4 protein-coding genes are annotated in these 22,158 nt (G+C 68.7%); 1 reads left to right on the top strand and 3 read right to left on the bottom strand.

Translation table 11 applies throughout. The features are described from left to right. The first annotated feature begins 45 nt into the window (after positions 1-45). Entirely contained in the window at positions 46-1,071 is a 1,026-nt protein-coding gene (locus ACIBK2_RS08830; protein WP_396965171.1) for an SDR family oxidoreductase, read from the top strand. A 1,419-nt stretch (positions 1,072-2,490) separates the two neighbouring features. Here ACIBK2_RS08830 and ACIBK2_RS08825 read toward each other — a convergent pair. The 3 genes from ACIBK2_RS08825 to ACIBK2_RS08815 all read right to left on the bottom strand — a co-directional run bounded on the left by ACIBK2_RS08825 (position 2,491) and on the right by ACIBK2_RS08815 (position 22,082). After that, a complete protein-coding gene (locus tag ACIBK2_RS08825; RefSeq protein WP_396965887.1) occupies positions 2,491-3,726 on the bottom strand; it encodes an Nramp family divalent metal transporter in 1,236 nt (411 codons plus the stop codon). A 217-nt stretch (positions 3,727-3,943) separates the two neighbouring features. Next, positions 3,944-4,936, bottom strand: a complete 993-nt coding sequence (locus ACIBK2_RS08820) for an alpha/beta hydrolase (protein WP_396965885.1) — start codon at positions 4,934-4,936, stop codon at positions 3,944-3,946. A 304-nt stretch (positions 4,937-5,240) separates the two neighbouring features. Next, a complete protein-coding gene (locus ACIBK2_RS08815; RefSeq protein ID WP_396965169.1) occupies positions 5,241-22,082 on the bottom strand; it encodes an amino acid adenylation domain-containing protein in 16,842 nt (5,613 codons plus the stop codon). Between the last annotated feature and the right edge of the window lie 76 nt (positions 22,083-22,158).

Raw genomic sequence — 22,158 nt, 5'->3', positions numbered from 1 at the left:
GGCCTAAAGTCCCGGAGAGGCGGCACAGAGCTAAGCTCCTCCGCTATGGGCTACCTGGTTACCGGGGCAACTGGGTTCATCGGTCGGTTCCTCGTCCCCGAGCTGCTGAAACGCGAGGGGATCATCCATGTGCTGGTGCGGCCGGGCGCTGAGTCCGCCGACCGGTTCACCTGCTGCGCCCGGGAGTGGGGTGCGGCGGATCGGGTGCGGCCGGTGCCCGGCGATCTCGGTGCGCCTGGTCTAGGTATCGATCCGGCGTGGCTGGCCGAGCATCGCGGCTCGATCGATCATGTCTTCCATCTGGCGTCCAGCTATGATCTCGCCGAACGCAGCGACGGCACCCGGCATCTGGTCGATGTCGCCGAAGCCCTGAAAGCCGGTCTGCTGCATCACGTCTCGACGGTGGAGGTGGCCGGTTCGTCGGAGGGTCTGTTCACCGAGGACATGTTCGACGAGGGCCAGGTGCTGGCCACGCCGACGCAGCGAGCCAAGTTCGAGGCGGAACGGATCGTCCGTGGTGCCGCACTGCCCTGGCGGATCTACCGCCCGTCGATCGTGATCGGCCATTCCAGAACCGGCGAGATCGACCGAATCGACGGCCCCTACTACTTCTTCCGGCTGCTCCGGATGGGCGCGCAGCTGCCGCGAATCCTGCCGGTGCTAGTGCCCAAGCTCGGCGAAACCAACATGGTCCCGGTCGATTTCGTGGCTCGCGCGCTGGATCATCTTGCGCACCAACCGGGCTCGAACGCCACCACCTACCACCTGGTCGACCCGCGCCGGCAAAGCGTGGCCGAGGCATTGAACCTGTTCGCCGACGAGGCAGGCGCACCACACCTGGTCGAGGTGATGCCCAAGCGCGCACTCGACATGGTGCTGCAGGTGCCCGGCGCGAGCTGGGTCCTCCCCCGCGTCGGCGTCCCCCGAGACATCTTGGAGCACAGCGAATTCACCTGTTGGTTCGACTGCCGCAACACCACCGCCGCCCTCAAGGGCACCGACATCAAGGTGCCACCACTGGCCGGTTACGCCCCACTGATCTGGAAGTACTGGATCGAGAACTGGGTCTGAGGCCCAGACAGCAACGCAGACGCCATATTCGAGTCGAGTCATATGGTCGCTAAACGATCTTCAACAGCAACCATTTGACTCGACTCGATGCCACCCAACAACCCTTTGACTCGCCTCGTTTTCCCCAGCATCTTTCAACCGGACCACAGCCAGTCCTCACGCTGGAACACAGGCGTTGCCCATCAGAGGCTGCGGAAGAGAAGGTCGGGTACCCCACCTGACGTGCTCAGCACTACTCCGGTCATCCGATGAACCAGTCGAAAACCTCTGGGACAGCACACCACCGGAGATCTCTCAGCACACCAACCCGAACCAGTACACCCAGAGACCCTCGGAATAGTGCACCTATCCGGGCAAGTGCTTCTTAGACCTCCGCACGTGGACAGCTCAGAGAAGCTGAAGACCTATCCACATTTTCCCGTGAGTAGTGCTGGGCGCGTCGTGTGCCGTACCCGGCTTTAGGTGCACGTCAGGCGCGCGATGTCGCGTTGCTGAGGTGGTCATCTGGCTGTGGTTGCGTAACAAGCGCTTTGGACAAGAGCGGGTGGTCGGCGGCGGTTTCGATGCCCGATCAGACCCGCGAGGCGCTGCCCGAGTCGGTGTCCCCAGGATCTGCACTCCGTCTCGGGATCGGCACTCGGAATAGGGCCCTAAAGCCAGTGCAGGTCCCGAGAGAGTGCGCAGATTCTGGGTTCGGGTTGGTGGGGTGGGGTGCTGGGCACTCGTGGCGGGGTGCGTTCCCGGTTCGATTGCGGATCCGCACTCTTTCTCGGCATTCGCCCCAGTGCAGGTCCCGAGAGAGTGCGCAGATTCCGGGTTCAGCTTGGTGAGGTGGGGTGCTGGGCACTCGTGGCGGGGTGCGTTCCCGGTTAGATTGCGGATCCGCACTCTTTCTCGGAATTCGCCCCAGTGCAGGTCACGAGAGAGTGCGCAGATTCTGGGTTCGGCTTGGTGGGGTGGGGGCTGGGCACTCGTGGCGGGGTGTGTTCCCGGTTCGATTGCGGATCCGCACTCTTTCTCGGAATTCGCCCCAGTGCAGGTCACGAGAGAGTGCGCAGATTCTGGGTTCGGCTTGGTGAGGTGGGGCGCTGGGCGCTCGGGGCGGGTGTGTTCCCGGTTTCGAGCACCGATCCGCACCCTTTCTCGGCATCGACCCGGCAGTAGGGTCTTGATCCGGGTGCGCGAACCCGATACAGGGTGCCGATTCCGCTGCCCGCGTGGCGAATTGGAAGGTGCTCACCCGTTGTTTAACCTGCACACCCGCTACACCGGGTGTCCGGCTTACACAAAGGGTGAGCGGCCGGGTTCTGGAGTGATGATCGGGCCGTGAGGGTGGTCCGAGAGCGCCGGTGCGGTGAAATCTGGTGATATACGGGGAGATTCACGGAGTCGGCGCTGTTGTCGGCGGGCTGTTCGGGTTCAGGCGCCGGTGATTGTCAGGTAGATCAGGACGATGTTGAGGGCTGAGATGATGGCGGCGATCAGCCAGGCCAGGGCGGTGGTGATGCGGTGGTTGACGTCGTTGCCCATCAGGACTCGGTCGCTGGTGAAGCGCACCAGGGGGATCAGGGCGAAGGGGATGCCGAAGGACAGCACTACCTGGGAGATGATCAGGGCTCGGGTGGGATCGATGCCTGCGGCGAGGATGGCGAGCGCCGGGATCAGGGTGATCACCCGGCGCACCAGTATCGGGATGTGGCGGCGTAGCAGGCCCTGCATGATCATCGCGCCGGCGTAGGCGCCGACCGAGGTCGAGGCGAGGCCGGAGGCCAGTAGGCCGATGGCGAGTAGCAGTGCCGCGACCGGGCCGAGCGCGTCGCCTACGGCGGTGTGTGCGTCTTGCAGTGTTTCGATCTCGCGGTCGCGCAACGTATTTGCGGCCATCAGCAGCATCGCCAAGTTGACCGTGCCCGCCAGCACCATCGCGAGCACCACGTCGATCTTGGTGATCTTCAGCAGCCGAACCCGCATCGGGCCGACCGCCGGGTGACCGTGCCGATCCCTGGCCAAGCCGGAGTGCAGGTACACCGCGTGCGGCATGACCGTGGCGCCGATCATGGCCGCGGCGAGCAGCACGCTCTCCGCGCCCTGGAACCTGGGCAACAGTCCACCGAGGGTGCCGCCGACCGAGGGCGGTGAAATGAACAGGCTGGCGAGGAAGCCGATCGCGATCACGGCGAGCAGCCCGGTGATCACTCGCTCGAACGGCTTCTGCCCACGCCGATCCTGCACGAGCAGCAGACCCATCGACACCACACCGGTGATCACGCCGCCGAGCAGCAGCGGCAGCTGGAACAGCAGGTTGAGCGCGATCGCGCCGCCGACCACCTCGGCGAGGTCGGTGGCCATCGCGACGGTCTCGGCCTGGCCCCAGTAGGCCAGCCGGGTCGTGCGACTCGACCGGGCCCGCACCGCCTCCGGCAGCGACATGCCGGTCACCAATCCCAGTTTGGCCGAAAGGAATTGGACCAGACCGGCCATCACGTTGGCCATCACGATGACCCACACGAGCAGGTACCCGAACTTCGCGCCCGCGCTGATATTCGACGCCACGTTGCCGGGGTCGACGTACGCGATCGCCGCCACGAAGGCAGGGCCGAGCAAGAGGCTGGCCGCACGGGCCCGCTGGGACGCAGATCTAGCGGACTCTGCCAGGGTGGTACTCACAGAACAAGATTTTACGGGTTCCCGAACTTTTTCGTTAGCCCTACCCGTAAAAGCCAGGCTCCCCCGCCTCTCCGCGACTTCAGGCCAGACTCAGGTGCGTTAAGACTGACGTTGGCGTCCGGCGGAAAAGCAACTCGCCGGGTCAGCCCGTACCCGGCGAGTTACCCATGTGCTCATGAAATCAGTCGTCGCCTGATGCTCCCGGTCAGATGCCCAGGCCGCGGGCCAGCACCGGCCACGACAGCTGGAACTCGTCACGCCAGTAGCCCCACGAGTGGGTGCCGGTGTTGCGGAAGTTGTAGGTCGCCGGGATGCCCAGCGAGTCCAGCTTCCCCTTGAGGTTGTTGGTGCAGAAGTTGGTGCCCGCCTCGATCACGCCGCCGATGATGATCTGGTTGGCCAGACCGTAGGCGCCGGGGAGCGCGTACTTGCCGTCGAGGGTGTCGTACTGGCCGGGCAGACCGTTGCCGGTCGAGATGTAGAGGTCCAGTCCGCGCAGGCCCTCGGCATGCACATACGGATCATTGGCCACCCAGTCCGCCGAACCCTGCGGGCCCCACATGTTGTTGGTGTCGCCACCACCCCAGGTCTCGACGGTGAGCTTGACGAACTCCGAGCCGACCGGGTCGCTGGTCTGGGCGCAGCCACTGTAGGCCGCGGCCGCCTTGTACAGGCCGGGCTTGGCGATCGGCAGCGCGAGCACGGTGGTGCCCGAGGTGGACAGGCCCGCGATCGCGTTCACGCCGTTGGTGCCGAGCGCGCCGTCGACCAGCGGCGGCAGCTCCTCGGTGAAGAAGGTCTTCCACTTGTTGCGCCCGAGCGTCGGGTCGTCCTTGATCCAGTCGGTGTAATAGCTCCACTTGCCACCGATGGGCTGGATCACATTGACGTTCTTGTCCGAAAGGAACGCCAGCGCATCGGTCTTCGCCTGCCAGGAGGCGTCGTCCTGGCCGCCGCCCGCGCCGTTCAACAGGTACAGGGTCGGGCGCGGCACCGAGGCGTCGGCCGGGCGCTGGACGTCGATGATGACCTTCTGGTCCATCGCCGCCGAGTACACGTACAGCCGAATGTTGCGTGTGTCCTTGTATTCGGCCTTGGTGATCTTCGAGCCGTCGGGCGAGGTCGGGTTGGCGAGCAGGCTCTTGCCATCGATGATCGGGTCAGCGGCAGTGGCTGTCGTTACGCCGAGGCCGGTCATCACTCCCGCAAGGACCGCAGTGGCCGCGATCGCCGCGGCGGCACGCAGGCCGCTGCGCCGGGTCTGTCGACGTATCAATTTCGCACCTTCGCTTCGTCTCGAGATTCCATCTGCATTCCCCACGCGCGCTGCGGTGGATGCCCTGAACACACCACGGCAGACCATACGGGGTATGGAGTCGTGGCAAAAGAGGTGATCGTTACCTCGGCGTTGCCCATCATGCCTGAGCAACCCCGATCTTCGCGCGCCCGACCCACCTTCGCAGCGCGAAGCACCAGCGATCCGCGAATGCGCGCGGCCGCACCTAGTGCGCCCGCGGATCGAGCAGGTCGGACAGGCTCGGACCGATCTCGGCCAGCGCCTCCGGCGTGGTCATCTGATCGTGCGTGACACCGATCGGGTGATCTTCCACCCGACCATCGACGAACGGTTGCCAGCCCGCTGCCGCGGTGTCGTGACCTGCCGCGCTGTAGTAATCGAGCCTGCCGTGGAACACCTCCGGCCGATGCTCGGCGATGAGCTCGGCCGAACGCACCGCGCTGCGGTAGATCCGGTGCACCCGCTCAGGAGTGAGCACGGCCATGTCCGGCGGGATGGTGGCGTGCAGCGCGGCGAGCGCCTCGTCGCTGAGGTCGTGGATGTCGCCGTCGCTGGGCAGCAAGGCATCCGCGCCGATGCCGAGTTCGCTCAGGGCTTCGCGGATCGCCGCGCGGAAGTCCGTGACGTCGATGTCGGGATGACTGTCCAGCATGGCCAGCAGCGCGACCTGTTCACCCGCGGCCTGCAATTCGGTCGCGATGGCGTGCGCGAGCACACCGCCGAGCGACCAGCCGAGCAGCCGGTACGGACCCTGCGGTTGCACGGCGCGGATCTCCGCGACGTACCGGGCGGCCATCTCGGCCAGCGATGCGGGCAGGTAGCCGTCCTCCGACAGCGCGGGCGACTGCAGACCGAAGATCGGCCTGCTGGCAGGCACGTAGCGGGCCAAACCGGCGTAGCACCAGGACAATCCGTACATCGGGTGGATGCAGAACAGCGGCTCGGCGGCGGCCATATCGTGCGGCACCCTGGTCCGGATGGGCAGCAGCACGCCGAGCGCGGCGTTCGAGTCGAGGTCGTAGTCGTGGTCACCGGCCAGCGCGGCGAGGATGCGGGTGGCCAGTGCGCCCGAGGTGGAGTCGGTGAAGAACCACTGCACCCGGACCTCGGCGCCGGTGAGCGTGCGCAACCGGCTGACCGCGCGGGTCGCGACCAGCGAATTGCCGCCCAGATCGAAGAAGTCGTCGTCGAGCCCGACCCGGTCGACGCCAAGGATCTCGGCGAAGACCTCGACAATGGTCCGCTCCAGCGGGGTGGTCGGCGGCCGGTACGGACGCGCGCCCAGCTCCGGAACCGGCAGCGCTTTGCGGTCCAGCTTGCCGCTTGCGTTGAGCGGCAACGCATCCAGCACCAGGAACGCCGACGGCACCATGTAGGACGGCAGCGAACCACGCGCGTGCAGCAGAGCGGCGGTCTGGTCGATGGTCTCCCCCGGCATGGCGACCAGGTAGGCGACGAGCCGGTCCCCGGCGGTACCGCTGACCAGTGAGACGGCGGCGTGCCGCACCGAATCGAGGGCGAGCAGCACGGTTTCGATCTCACCGAGCTCGACCCGCTGGCCGCGCAGCTTCACCTGGAAGTCGCTGCGGCCCAAGTACTCCAGTGCTCCGTCGCGCCAGCGGACGATGTCACCGGTGCGATAGAGGCGCGTACCGCCCTCGTGCGCGACGAAACGCTCCGCGGTGAGGGCCGGGGCACCGAGGTACCCACGAGCCAGCTGGACGCCCGCGAGGTACAGCTCGCCCGCGGCACCGAGCGGCACCGGGCACAGCTGCCGGTCGAGCACATGCACCTGAGTGTTGGCGACCGGCGTGCCGATCGGAACCGTCAGTGCGGCAGTGTCGTCCACCGGGTAGTCGGTGACCACCGTCGCCTCGGCGGGCCCGTACCAGTTCACCAGGTTGATGTCCGGCAGGGCGGCGGAGAAGGCGGCCACGGTCTCCGCGGTGAGCGCCTCGCCCGCGGCGAAGACCCGACGCAGGCTCGGGAACTCCCTCGACTCCGGACCAAGGAACGCGTCCAGCATCGACGGCACGAAATGCACCGTGCTGACGCCATATTCGGCGATGGTCTCGGCCAGGTACGCCGGATCGCGATGACCGTCCGGTTCGGCGACGACTATCGAGGCGCCGGTCTGCAACGGCCAGAACAGTTCCCAGGTGGAGATGTCGAAGGTGATCGGCGTCTTGTGCAGCACCACGTCGCCGGCATCGTGCGGGTAGGTCCACTGCGCCCAGCGGAACTGGTTGACCATCTGCCGGTGCGTGATCACCACGCCCTTGGGGCGGCCGGTGGAACCGGAGGTGTAGATGACGTAGGCGACGTTGTCCGGGTGCACGTCGGGGTCGGTGAACGAGACCGCGTCCAACGGCAGGTAGAGCGTGTCCACCGCGACGACCGCGATGTCGGTATCGGTCACGAAGGCATCGGCGCTGGTGGTCAAGACGCAGGCCGGGTTGGCACTGGCCAGCACGTACTCGTTGCGTTCGGACGGGTGATCCGGGTCGATCGGCAGGTAGCCCGCGCCGGCCCGCAGCACGCCGTAGATGGTCACGACCAGGTCGATCCCGCGCCGCATCGCCACGCCGACCCGCGATTCCGCGCCGATGCCCCACCGGGCGATCTCCCCGGCCAGCGCCCGGGAGCGCAGGTCGAGGTCGGCGTAGCTGAGCGTGACGTCGCCGTAGCGCAGCGCGGGAGCGTCCGGCGTGCGTGCCACCTGCGCGTCGAACAGCGTCAGCAGCGTCGAATCGTCCAGTAGGTCCGGCACTTCGGTGGCGTTGCGGGCGGCGAGCACGGCGCGTTCGCTGTCGAGCAGCACGTCGATATCGGCGATGCGCGCCTGCGGGTTGGTGACGAAACGACGGATCAACGCCGAAAGCCGTTGCGCGAGTGCCTGTGCCGCCGCCTCGTCGAACAGGTCGCGCAGGTACTTCACCGACACCCGCAGCTGACTGTCCAGCACCACCATGATGGTGAGCGGGTAGTGGGTGCCGTTGACCGCGCCGACGCCGGTGACGCTCAGGCCGTCGATATCGCTGGCCTTGTCCAGGCCGTCCCGGTCGACGGGGAACGATTCGAACACCACGAGGGAGTCGAAAAGCCCTTCCACGCCGATGATTTCCTGGATATCGCTCAGCCCGAGGTAGTGGTGATCCAGCAGTCCGGCCTGCTCGCCCTGCAGCTGACGCAGCAGCCCGCCGAGCGTGTCGGTGGCGCCGAGGCGCACCCGCACCGGGATCGCGTTGAGGAACAGCCCGACCATGCTCTCGACGCCGTCCAGCTGCGGCGGCCTGCCGGACACGGTGGCGCCGAACACCACATCGTCACGATCGACACTACGGCCGATCAGCAGACCCCAGGCCGCCTGCACGACCGTGTTCACCGTGACGCCGAGCCCCGACGCGAGCCGGGTGAGCGCGGTGGTGTCGGACTGCGCCAGCTCGAAGCCGACTTCGCCTACCCCAGCGGAGATTTCACGGCCGGGATCGACCGGTGCCAGCGGCGTCGGCTCGGTGATACCGGTAAGCGCGGTACGCCAGGCCTCGCGGGCCGCGTCGGCCTTCTGGGCGACCAGCCAGGCCAGGTAGCCCCGATACGACGGCACCTTGGGCAGGTGCCGGGAATTGCCGCCGAGCGCGTACAGCGTCAGCAGGTCCTTCATCAGCAGCGGCATCGACCAGCCGTCGATCAGGATGTGATGGCTGGTCACCAGCAGGTGGAAGGCGTCGGCGGACGAGCGGATCAGCGCGAACCGCAGCAGCGGCGCGGTCCGCATGTCGAAGTGATCGGCGAGGTCGGCCGCCTTGATATCGGCCAGTTCCTGGGCCGCGGCGTCGGGCTCGAGCTGGCCGAGATCGATGAGCCGCCACGGCACTTCGAGTGAATCCTGCACGATCTGCAGCGGATTGCCCGCGGCGTCCTCGGCGAAGGCGACGCGCAGGTTGTCGTGCCGGTCCAGCACGGCCTGCGCGGCCGCGTGCATCCGCCCCGGGTGCACGTCGCCGCCGAGGTCGAGCACGAACTGGGTGGTGTAGACGTCCACCGAGGACTCGGCGAGCAGCGCGTGGAACAGCATGCCGGACTGCAGCGGCGTCACCGGCCACACGTCGGTGAGGTTCGGGTAGGTGGTGGTGAGGCGGTCGATGTCGGGCTGCTTCAGCCGGACCAGCGTGAAGTCCGACGGCGTGAAGGTGACGCCGTCCGCCCGCAGGCCGTGCTCGGCCAGCCCGCCGAGCGCGTAGATCCAGTGCTCGGCAAAGGTTTTCACCGCGTCACCGGCGAACGCGGCGGAGGCATAGTCGAACCGGGCGACCAGGCCGTCGTCGGCGGCGTCGACGGTGAGATCGAGCAGCAGGTCCTCGGCCATGGTGTCGGTGTGCACCCGCGCCGGGCGCAGATCGCGGTAGCGCAGCGCGAACCGGCCACGGCCGAGCTCGCTCAGGTCGGCGGCGGTATCCGCGTTGAGGTAGCGCAGCAGGCCGTAGCCGACGCCCTGCGAGGGCACCGATCGGCGCAGCTCCTTGATCTGCGCGAGCGCGGCACCCGCGGCGGGACCGCCGACGAGCGCGTCGTCGGCGTCGATCCTGGTGAGCCGCAACGGGAGTGGGTATTCGGTGGTGAAGCCGCCGACCATGTTCTCGTCGGCGTCGGTCGCGGACCGCTCGTCGGCGGACAGCCGGATCACCGAACCGAGTGCGCGCGTGACGGGTTCGCCCGCCGACGTCTGCAGCGCCAGCGCGACCGCGGTGAGCAGCACGTCGTCCACGGTGGCGTGATAGGCCGCAGCGGCAGCAGCGACCGCGGCAGCGCCCTCCGCGGTGATGGCCAGCGAGACTCGGCTGCGCGCCCGCAGATCGCGCCCATCGGCCACCGTGCCCTCGGGGACGGTCGCCAAAACCCGCTCCCACCAGCCCAACTCGCCGACGGTCCGCAGATCGTGCGCCTTGGCCGAGAGCGCGCGGATGAGCACGCCGAGGCCGGATTCCGGCGCGGCGGGGGCGGCGTGCCTGCCGCGGCTCCAGGCCGCGGTCAGCTGATCGACGATGGTGCGCCACGAGATGTCGTCCACGACAAGACCGTTGGCGACGACGATCAGCGTGGAGCGACCCTCGGGCCCACCGGTCAGCACGAAGTGGATGTTGCGGCCCTGCTCGGGATCGAGCGCCGCCGCGGCGGCCTGCACCACATCGTCGATGGGCAGCGTGGTTTCGCCGTGCTGCGCGTCGAGGCGGCGGAACGCCTCGCCGGTGCGTTCGTCGGCGGGCGGGATCCGCAGTACGGGGGTGTCGCCCTCGCGGTCCAGTCGCACCCACAGCATCGGATGCTGGTCGAGCACCTTGCCGACCGCGGTGTGTACCGCTTCGACGGCGCAGCTCTCCGGCACATCGAGCGCGATGGCGCGCACCTCGACGCCGGTTTCGAGCAGGCGCGCCGCGTGCGGTGTCAGCGGCAGGTCGCCGGACTCGTCGCCCGGGCCGTCCTCGACCACGGCGGCCTTGGCCAGCGCGGCGACGGTGCGCGACTCGAAAACGTCACGCGGCGTGAAGGTCACGCCGCGGCCGCGGCAGCGCGACACCACCTGGATGGAGACGATGCTGTCGCCGCCGAGGGCGAAGAAGTCGTCGTCGAGCCCGACCCGCTCGATATTGAGCACCTCGCCGATCACCTCGGCGATGGTCAGCTCGGCCATAGTCTGCGGCGCGCGGTACGCGGTGGTCTCGATGGCCGGTTCGGGCAGTGCGCGCCGGTCCAGCTTGCCGACCGGTGTCAGCGGGATCTCGTCCAGCACCACGATGGCCGTCGGCACCATGTACTCCGGTAGCGTGCTGCCGAGCTGTTCGGTCAGTGCCGCGACATCGAGCGTGCTGCCCTTGGCAGGCAGCACGTAGGAGACGAGCATCGTTGCGCCCGCCCCGGATTCGCGGCCGAGGGTGACCGCGAACTCGACGCCCGGCTGCGCGGCGAGCGCGGCGTCGATCTCGCCGAGCTCGATCCGGAAGCCACGCACCTTCACCTGGAAGTCGTTGCGCCCCACATACTCCACCACCGGATCGCCCGCGCCCCGGGCCCAGCGCACGACGTCGCCGGTGCGGTAGAGCCGCTCGCCGGGCAGGCCGTACGGGTCGGCGATGAACCGAGCCGCGGTGAGGCCCGGCCTGGCGTGGTAGCCGCGGGCCAGCTGGATGCCGCCCAGATACAGCTCGCCCGCAACACCTTCGGGCACCGGGCGCAGCCTGCGGTCGAGCACCAGCGAACGCATGCCGCGGATCGGGCCGCCGATGGTCACCGGCTCGCCCGGGCGCAGCGGGTCGCTGATGTTGGTCATGATCGTGGTCTCGGTGGGCCCGTAACCGTTGTGGAAGCGGCGGTTCTCGGCACCGGCCCACTTGGCGACCAGGTCGGCGGGCACCGCTTCGCCGCCGGCCACGATGGCCCGCATGCCGGACAGCGCGTCCTGGTCGAGCGAGGCGAGCACGGACGGGGTGAGGAAGGCGTGCGTCACGCCTTCGGCCTGGATCAGCTCGGCCAGTTCGTCGCCGCCGAAGGTCTGCGGCGGCGCGACCACCAGCGCGCCCGCCGAGCCGAGCGCGAGCAGCAGCTCCAGCATCGAGGCGTCGAACGACGGGGACGCGAAACCCAGTGCGCGCGTGGTCTGGTCGAGCTCGTACCGCTCCACCTGCTCGGCGCTGAAGTTGGCCAGACCGGCGTGAGTGACCACCACGCCCTTGGGCAGGCCGGTGGAGCCCGACGTGTAGATCACGTACGCGGCGTTAGTGCTGCGGATCGGGCCGTGGCGTTCGGTGAGGCTGATCGGGCGGTCCGACCGGGATGCGACGTCGAAGGTGAAGTCGCGATCATCGAGCACGAACCAGGGCCTGCCACCCGTCATCGTTGGCAGGCCGCCGAGTTCGGCGGTCAGCGTGACACCAAGCGCCGCACCGGAATCGGCCACCATGTGCGCGATCCGGTCGGCCGGATAGGTCGGGTCGATCGGCACGATCGCCGCCCCGGTCTTGGCGATCGCCCACAGCGCGAGCAGCGACTCCACCGACCGCCGGATCGCCAGCGCGATCAGGACATCAGGGCCTGCACCGCGATCGATCAACGTACGCGCCAATTGCGAAGAGGCGGCGTCGAGTTCGACGTAGCTGAAGGATCGGCCCCCAACGACGAGAGCGGCACCGGTGGGGTTCCTGGTAACCGCGGAAGCCATCAGCTCGGGCAGGCTGCGCGGCGCGGCGGCCTCGGCCCCCGCCCGGGAGACCAGATCGGCGCGCTCGGACTCGTCCAGGATCTCCAGGTCGCCGACCGCGGTGCCGGGCTCCTGCGCGACGGCGGCCAGGATGCCGCGGAAGCGGCGGCCGAACTCGGAGACCGTCTGCTCATCGAACAGGTCGCGGGCATAGGTGAATTCGGCGGCGAGCCCGGCTTCCGCGCCCGCTTCGGTGCGCTGCTCGCGCATGGTGAGCAGCAGATCGAACTTGGCGGTGTCGGCCGCCGGATCGAGCGCGGCGAAGTTCAGGCCGGGCAGCTCGAAGCTTGTCGCAGCGAGGTTTTCGAAGGACAGCGCCACCTGGAACAGGGGGTGCCGACCCGAGGAACGCTCCGGATCGAGCACCTCGACCAGCCGCTCGAACGGGGTGTCCGCGTTGGCGAAGGCCCGCAGGTCGGTCTCCCGGTTCGCGGCGAGCAGGTCGGTGAAGCCGAGATCGGCCGCGACCCGGGTGCGCAGGACCAGCGTGTTGACGAACATGCCGATCAGGTCGTCGAGTTCGGCCTCGCCGCGGCCCGCGATCGGGGTGCCGATGGCGACGTCCTCGGTGCCGGACATCCGGGCCAGGAACACCGCGAGCGCGGTGTGCACGACCATGAACAGGGTCGCGTTGTGCTGCTTGGCCAATCCGACCAGCGCGGCGTGCACGTCGGCCTCGACGACGAAATCCGTTTTGCCGCCCGCGAAACTCTGCGCCACCGGACGCGGCCGGTCGGCCGGCAGGCTCAGCTCGTCCGGCAGGTCGGCGAGTTCGGTTGTCCAGTAAGCGAGTTGCGCGCCCGCGAGCGACTCGGGATCGTCGTCGCTGCCGAGCACGCTGCGCTGCCAGAGCGCGTAGTCGGCGTACTGGATCGGCAGCGGCGCCCAGGACGGCGCCTCGCCGCCGCTACGAGCGGCGTAGGCCAGCATCAGGTCCCGGGTGAGCGGGCCCATCGACCAGCCGTCGGCGCTGATGTGGTGCGCGACGAACACCAGAACGTATTCGCTGCCCGCGAGCTGGAACAGCCTGGCGCGGAACGGCACCTCCATGGTGACGTCGAAACCGGCGGAGACGATGCGCTGCACCTCGTGCGCGACGCGTTCCTCACCGATCTGCGCGGGTGCCAGATCCACCGAAACCTCGTGTGGCGCAAGCACTCGCTGCTCCGGACCCGCCAGGGTCTCCGGGTAGACGGTGCGCATGATCTCGTGGCGCGCGACGAGATCGGCGACAGCCTGCTGCAGCGCATCGACATCCAGGTCGCCGGACAGGCGGATGGCGGCCGGGATGTTGTAAACGGCGGCGGCGGTGTCGAACTGGTTGAGGAACCACATCCGCTGCTGGGCGGAAGACAGCGGAATGTGGTCGGGGCGCGGCTGGGCGACGAGCGGGTTGCGCGTGTGCTCGCTCGTGGTGTGTTCGACCTTGACCGCGAGTCCGGCGACGGTGGACGCCTCGAAGAGAGCGCGCACCGGGACCCGTGAATCGAGCGCGGCACCGATGCGGGCCGCGACCTGGGTGGCCAGCAGCGAGTTGCCGCCGAGTGCGAAGAAATCATCGTCGGCGCCGACCCGTTCGACACCGAGCACCTCGGCGTACACCGATGCCACGATCTCCTCGATCGGCGTCGATGGCGCACGGAACACCAGCGCCTCGAATTCGGGCTCCGGCAGCGCCCTTCGATCCAGCTTGCCGTTCACGTTCAACGGCAACGCATCGAGCACGACGAACGCCGACGGCACCATGTACGACGGCAGCGCCGCGCTCAGTGCCGACTTCACCTGTGCCACATCGAGACCGGCGGCCTCATCCGGCACCCCCGCCTCGGCGGCGGCCTGCGCGGCGAAGGCAGCGGCCTGAACGGCGAACGAAGAGGCGAGCCCGGCCGGAGTGCCCGGCTCGTCGGCGACCAGATAGGCCACCAGGCGATCACCGGTCTTGGGATCGGACTTGGCAACCACCGCGGTCTGCGCGACCTCGGGCAACGCCAGCAACGCGGCCTCGATCTCACCCAGCTCGATCCGGAAACCACGGATCTTCACCTGAAAGTCGGTGCGGCCCTGGTACTCCAGTTCGCCGACGCGGTTCCAGGCCACCAGGTCGCCGGTGCGGTACAGGCGGGTGCCGGGCTGGAACGGGTTGGCCACGAACCGATCCGCGGTCAGGTCGGCGCGACCGAAGTAGCCGCGGGCCAGCTGACCGCCCGCCAGGTACAGCTCGCCGGAGATGCCGATCGGCACCGGACGGAGTCGACCGTCGAGCACGTACGCCTGGCTGTTCCACTCGGGTGTACCGATCGGCACGGAGCTCTGGTCGGCGTCGGTCACCCGGTGACGGGTGATCGACACGGCGGCCTCGGTCGGGCCGTACAGGTTGGCCAGCACCACCTCCGGGTGCGCCGTCAGGAACCGCTGGGCCAGCGCGGCGGGCAGCGCCTCACCGATGGCGAGCACGCGCCGCAGCGGCGACGGTTCCGACGTGGCCTCGGTGCCGGTGTGCACCAGCAGGGCGTCCAGCATGGACGGGACGACGTGCAGCGTCGTCACCGCTTCCCTGGCGATCAGGTCGTTGAGGTAGGCCGGATCACGGTGCCCGTCCGGCGCGGCGATCACCAGCTTGCCCGCGCAGACCACCGCCGACCAGAACTCCCAGACCGAGAGGTCGAAGGTGGCGGCCGTCTTGAGCAGCACGGCATCGTCGTCGGCGAGCCCGAATTCGGCTGTCTTCCACTGCAACTGATTGGCGATGGCGGCGTGCGAGACCGCAACGCCCTTCGGGCGGCCGGTCGAGCCCGACGTGAAGATCACGTACGCGGTGTTCTCGGGCCGCAACGGCGCGACGCGCTCGGTATCCGAGAGCGGCGTGCTCGCAAAGGAACCCAGCACGAGCTCGTCGATGGGTACCAGGGGCGCGACCTCGGTGTCGAAGTCCGCGTCCGCGTTGGTCAGCACGCAGACCGGTGCCGCGGTCCGGAGGATGTAGTCGGTGCGGTCGGCGGCCTGGTCCGGATCGACCGGCACATACGCGCCACCGGCTTTGGCGACCGCGTACATCGCGACGACCAGGTCCACCGAACGGCGGAAGGCGAGCGCCACCCGGGCTTCCGGTCCGACGCCGATCGAGATCAGGTACCGGGCAAGACGATTCACTCGGGTGTCGAGCTCGACGTAGTTCAGCTCGTGCCGGGCGCCGTTGGGCAGGTCGGCCACCACGGCGACGGCCTCGGGTGCCGCGGCCAGCACCGCCCGCTGCAGGAACCACGGCAGCGTCGCGGCGGTATCGACCGGATGCGCGGTGTCGTTCCACCGCACCAGGACCGCGTCACGTTCGTCGGCCGCGAGCAGGTCGATCTCGCCGACCGCTGTCGCGGCGTCGGCGACGACCGTGGCGAAGATCCGCGACAGTCGGTCGGCGAAACTCTGCACGGTCGCGGCGTCGAAAAGATCTGTCGCATAGGTGAAGAACCCGCCGATGCCGGTGGGCGCGCCGGACTCGTCGTAGCTGTCGCCCACGATCAGATGCAGATCGAACTGCGACACAGCCAGATCCGCGTCCAGCCCCGACACCGCGAGACCGGGCAGTTCGAGCGCGGCCCGCGCGATGTTCTGGAACGACAACCCCACCTGGAACAGCGGATGATGCGCGGTCGAGCGCGGCGGGTTGAGCACCTCCACTAGGCGCTCGAACGGAATGTCCGCGTGCGCGAACGCCTGCAGGTCGGTATCGCGTTGCCGCGCAAGCACATCGGTGAACGCTTCGCCGCCGTCGAAGGTGGCCCGGAAGACGACGGTGTTGACGAACATGCCGATCAGGTCGTCGAGCTCACGCTCGCCGCGACCGGCCACGGGGGTGCCGATGGCGATATCGCCGGTGCCCGACAGCCGGGCGAGCAGCACCGCAAGCGCGGTGTGCACGACCATGAACAGCGTTGCGCCATGCGCGCGAGCGAGTTCCACGAGACCGGCGTGGGTGGCGGCATCGATCCGCACGTCCACCCGCGCACCCGCCATCGACGCGATCGCGGGACGAGGACGGTCCGTCGGCAACTCCAGCAGGTCCGGCAGACCCGCGAGCTGCTTGCGCCAGAACAGGAACTGCTGCGCGGCAATCGATTCCGGATCGGTCTCGTCGCCGAGCACGGCCCGCTGCCATAGCGCGTAGTCGGCGTACTGCACCCGCAACGGATTCCAGCCGGGCGCCTCGCCGGTGGTTCGCGCGGCGTAGGCCACCATCACGTCGCGCACCAGCGGGCCCATCGAGGACGCGTCCGCCGCGATGTGGTGCACCACCACCGCGAGTACATAGTCCGGTCCCGCTGTGCCGTCGACGATTTCGAGCAGCCGCACGCGCACCGGCACCTCGTCGGTCACGTCGAACGGTGTCGACGCCAAGGCGTACACCTCGCCGGGCACCTCGGCCGCGGCCACCGGATGGGCGGTGACGTCCAGGTTGACCAGGCTCGCGGGCAGCACGACCTGCACCGGCCCGTCGGTGGTCTCGGGGTACACGGTGCGCAGCACCTCGTGCCGACTCACCACGTCGTCGAGGGCCGCGCCGAGCGCCGCGACATCCAGCGCACCGGTCAGCCGCAGGGCGAACGGCAGGTTGTAGGCGGCCGAACCGGCTGCCTCGTCGTCGGACTGGTCGAAGCGATTGAGGAACCACATCCGCCGCTGCGCCAGCGACAGCGGCAACTGCTCGGGCCGGGCGATGCTGCCCAGCAGGATGCCGCGCTCGTCGTGGGTCCGGGATTCGATCGCGGCGGCCAGCGACTGCACCGTCGGCGTCTCGAACAGCGTGCGCACCGGCACCTTGGCGTCCACCGCGGCACCGAGCCGGGCCACCAGCCGGGTGGCGATCAGCGAGTTGCCGCCGAGGGCGAAGAAGTCGTCGTCGGCGCCGACCCGGTCCAGTCCGAGCACCTCACCGAATACCTCGGCGACGATCTCTTCGACCGGCGTTGCGGGCGCACGGAATTCGCGCGCGGTGAAGGTCGGCTCGGGCAGCGCCTTGCGATCCAGCTTTCCGCTGGGGTTCAGCGGGAAGGCGTCCAACGCGACGAGCGCGGTCGGAATCATGTAGGCGGGCAGCGTTTCCGCGATCGCCGCGAGCAGTTCCGGCTGCTCGACCGAATGTCCCGGCGCGGCAACAACGTAGGCCACCAGCTGATCGCCCAGCGTCGACTGGCTGACCAGCGCCACCGCCTGGTTCACCGAAGGCTGGGCGAGCAGCGCGGTCTCGATCTCGCCGAGTTCGATGCGCTGGCCGCGGAACTTGACCTGGAAGTCGGTGCGGCCCAGGTAATCCAGCCGATGCGAGCGACCGGCGGTGCCGTCGCGCCACACCACCAGGTCGCCGGTGCGGTACATGCGCTCGCCGAAGCCGAACGGGTCGGCGACAAAGCGATCCGAGGTCAGGTCGGGACGCCGGACGTACCCACGCGCCAGCTGATCACCGGTCAGGTACAGCTCACCGGGCACTCCGGCGGGCACCGGGCGCAGCCGCGCATCCAGCACGTAGACCTGGGTGTTCCACTGCGGCAACCCGATCGGCACCGAGCGGGTATCCGAACCGTCGGCGGGCCAGTAGGTGACCGAGACCGCGGCCTCGGTCGGGCCGTACAGGTTGTGCACCCGCGCTTGCGATACCGCACGGAACGCGGCGACGGTCTCCGGCGGCAAGGCCTCGCCGATCACGAAGACGTCCCGCAGTGTCGGGCAGGCACCCGCAGCCGTGTGCGCGGCGAACACCGTCAGCATCGACGGCACGAAGTCGGTGACCGTGACTCGCTGTGCGGCAATGGTTTCCGCGACGTACACGGGATCGCGGTGACCGTCGTGGGTAGCGACAACCAGCTTCGCGCCGACCCGCAACGGCATGAAGAAGCCCCACAGCGACACGTCGAAGGTGGTCGCGGTCTTCTGCAAGTACACGTCGTCGGCACCGAGCGGATACTCCGCCAGCATCCATTCGATCTGATTGTTGATCGCCGCGTGCGACACCGCAACGCCCTTGGGCCGCCCGGTCGAGCCCGAGGTGAAGATGACGTAGGCGGGGTGCTGCGGCAGCACCGTCCGGAGCAGTTCCTCCTGGCGCACAGGAGAACCGTCGAAAGCACTGGTGTCGACCGTATCCAGGGTCAGCACCGCGGTACCGGCGGGCACTTCGATCGCGTCCGCCGAGGTGGTCACCACGCAGGTCGGCTGTGCGGTGTCGAGGATGTGGGCGATCCGCTCGGCCGGATGATCCGGATCCAACGGCACATACGCACCACCGGCAGTCACGATCGCATACATACCGACAACCAGATCCAGCGAACGCCGAATCGCCAGACCCACCAACGACTCCGCACCAACACCCTGCGAAATCAACAATCGAGCAAGCTGATTGACCCGCTCATCGAACTCGCGATACGTCAACGTCGCGAAGCGACTCGATGAGGGGTGGTGGTCGGGCGACGGGTGGGCGAGCGTCGCGCCCTCGTGGGCCAGCGCGACGGCCTCCGGATGCGCGGCCGCCGCCCGCCGATATCCGTCGAGCAGCAGCTCGGGCGCCACCGAGTGCCGGGTCTCGTTCCAGCCGACCAGAATCCGCGCCAGCTCCGCCGGTGCCAGCAGATCGATCTCACCGACCGCGTGGTCCGGGTCGGCGACCACCGCGACGAGCAGCCGCTCGAAGCGCTGCGCGAATTCCGCGATCGTCGCCTCGTCGAACAGATCCGTGGCGTAAAGGAACTGCGCCGAGAAACCCTGCTCGGCCTTGGGCACCACCGTCAGCTGCAGATCGAACTTGGCCACCGCGCCGTCGAATTCGACCGCCTGCGCGGACAATCCGGGCAGCTCGACCTGCGCCCTGTTCATGTTCTGGAAGAACAGCGCCACCTGGAACAGCGGGTGGTGCGCCTGCGAGCGCACCGGGTCGAGCACCTCGACCAGCCGCTCGAACGGCAGCTCGGCATGCGAAAACGCCGCAAGGTCCGTCTCTTTGGTGGCGGCGAGCAGGTCGACGAACGAGGCGCCGGGATCGATCGGCGTGCGCAACACCAAGGTGTTGACGAACATGCCGATCAGCCCGTCGAGCTCTCGCTCGCCACGACCCGCGACAGGCGTGCCGATGGTGATGTCGTCGGTGCCGGTGAGCCGGGCCAGCAGGGCCGCGAACGCGGCGTGCACCACCATGAATTCGGAGGCGCCCGCACGCTGGGCGAGCTCGATGAGCCCGCGATGCACGTCGGCGGTGACGTCGAAGGTGTACTCCGCGCCCCCGCCGGTGGCTACCGCCGGGCGCGGCCGGTCCGCGGGCAGTTCGACCCGATCCGGGATGCCCGCCAAGGCGTTGCGCCAGTACGCGATCTGCGCGGCGGCCACCGTATCGGGATCGTTCTCGTCGCCGAGCACCTCACGCTGCCACAGCGTGTAGTCGGCGTACTGCACCGGTAGCGGCGGCACCGCGGGCGGGGCGCCGTTGCGGCGAGACAGGAAGGCGCCGAGCAGATCCCGCAGGAACGGCGCGACCGAGGCACCGTCGGCGGCGATGTGGTGCACCACAACCACCACCACGTGCGCACTGGGCGACAGCTCGGCCAGCGCGATGCGCAGCGGCACCTCGGCGGCGACATCGAAGCCGGTCAGCGCGAATCCACGCAACCAGTCCGCCAGCTCGTGCTCGGCCAGCGGCTTGGGCGCCAGGTCCGGAACCGCCTGTGCCGTAGGCAAAACCACCTGGTAGCCGATGCCGTCGATGGCCGGGTACACGGTGCGCAGCGTCTCGTGCCGCTCGATCACATCGGTGATCGCCGCCTGCAGCGCCGACACATCCAACGAGCCGGACAGCCGGATGGCGAACGGAATGTTGTTCGCCGCCGACGCGGTATCGAACTGGTTCAGGAACCACATCCGCTGCTGCGCCAGCGACAGCGGAATGTGTTCGGGCCGTTCGGTGGGCGCGAGCGCGCGCCGATCACCGGCGCCCTTCAACGACTCCATCCGCTCGGCAAGCCCGGCGACCGTCGGCGTTTCGAAGATCAGTCGCGCGGGCACCCGCGCGGTGAGGGCCGCGCCGAGCCGGGCGGCGGCCTGCGTCGCGATGAGCGAGTTGCCGCCGAGCTCGAAGAAGTTGTCGTCGGCACCGACCGGGGCGCCCGGCCCGAGTAGCTCGGCGAAGACATCGGCGACCAGCTCCTCCAGCGGGCCGACCGGCGCGCGGAACACCTTGGTCTGCAGGCGTGGCGAGGGCAGCGCGGCCCGATCCAGCTTGCCGACCGGAGTCAGCGGGATCGCGGCCAGCACCATGACCACCGTCGGCACCATGTGCGCGGGCAGGCTCCGCTCGGCGACGGCGGCCAATTCGGCGGCGTCGGCGTCCATTCCGGGCGCGGAGTGCACGTAGGAGACGAGAATCGTTGCGCCGCTGTCGAGATCGTGCCCGACGGTGACCGCGAAATCGACGGTCTCGTGCGCTGCGAGCACCGCATCGATCTCACCGAGCTCGATCCGGAAGCCACGGATCTTCACCTGGAAGTCGTTGCGGCCCAGATACTCCAGTTCACCAGAATCCGTCCAGCGCACGAGGTCGCCGGTCCGGTACAGCCGGGAGCCGTTGGCATCGAACGGATTCGCGACGAAACGAGCCGCCGTCAGCCCGGCCCGGTCGTGATATCCCCTGGCCAGCTGCGCGCCGGTGATGTACAGCTCGCCGACGGCCGCACCGGCCACCGGCACCAGCTGCTCGTCGAGCACGTATTCGGTGATCGCGCGGATCGGCCCGCCGATGGTCACCGGCGCGTCCGGGGCAAGCGGCGCACTGATATTCGTCATGATCGTGGTCTCGGTGGGCCCGTACCCGTTGAAGAACTCCCGGATCCGTCTACCGGAGACCGGTGCCGCCCAGCGCCGCACCAACTCCGGCGGGCAGGCCTCGCCGCCCGCGACCACCACGCGCAACTCGTCCAACCCGGCCGGGTCCACCGATGCCAGCGCGGCAGGTGTGATGAACGCGTGCGTCACGCCCTCCCGGCGGATCAGCGCCGCGAGTTCCTCGCCGCCGAACACCGTCGGAGCCACGATGACCATGGTGGCCGCGCCGCCGATCGCGAGCAGCAACTCGAGCACCGAGGCATCGAACGACGGCGACGCGAAATGCAAAGTCCGCGAATCACTCGTCACCCGATACCGCTCGCGCTGCTCGTCGCAGAAGCTGGACAGGCCGGCCTGGGTGATGACGACGCCCTTGGGCTTGCCGGTCGATCCCGACGTATAGATCACGTAGGCGGGGTGCTCGGCCCGCAACGGCCGCACCCGATCGATATAGGTCACCGGGTCGGCGGGAAACTCCTCGAGCAGCCGCGCGCAGTCGGCGGTGTCGATCGGCAACCAGTCGAGCCGGTCCGGCAGCTCGCCCCGCACCGCGGCGACGGTCAGTCCGAAGACCACGCCGGAGTCGGCGACCATATGCTCGACCCGGTCCGCCGGATAGTTCGGATCCACCGGCACGAAGCCTGCGCCCGCCTTGGCCACCGCCCAGACCGCGACCACCGATTCGATCGACCGTGGGATACCGACCGCGACCAGGTCCTCGGGCCCGATGCCGCGGCCGATCAGTAGTCGGGCCAGCCGGGTCGACCGATCATCGAGCTCGGCGTAACTCAGTTCCGTCAGCGTGCCGGTGGCGTCGGCGAAGGCGACACCGATGCCGCTCGGGTTCGCCTCGACGGCCGTCGCCATCAGCTGCGGGAGGGTGGTGACTCGGGATCGCCTGGTTCGGGTCGGCCGAACGCGTGCCGGTCGGGTCATGACTCCACCTCGCTGGCGCTCGGCTCCATCATGCCCCAGGCGGGCTGTAACATGGCTCCCTCGCTGCGCTCGGTCA

Source organism: Nocardia sp. NPDC050175 (assembly GCF_044459885.1).
Classification (GTDB): Bacteria; Actinomycetota; Actinomycetes; order Mycobacteriales; family Mycobacteriaceae; genus Nocardia.
Note: the sequence above shows the minus strand (reverse complement) of the source record. Positions and strands in the feature narration are given on the sequence as shown.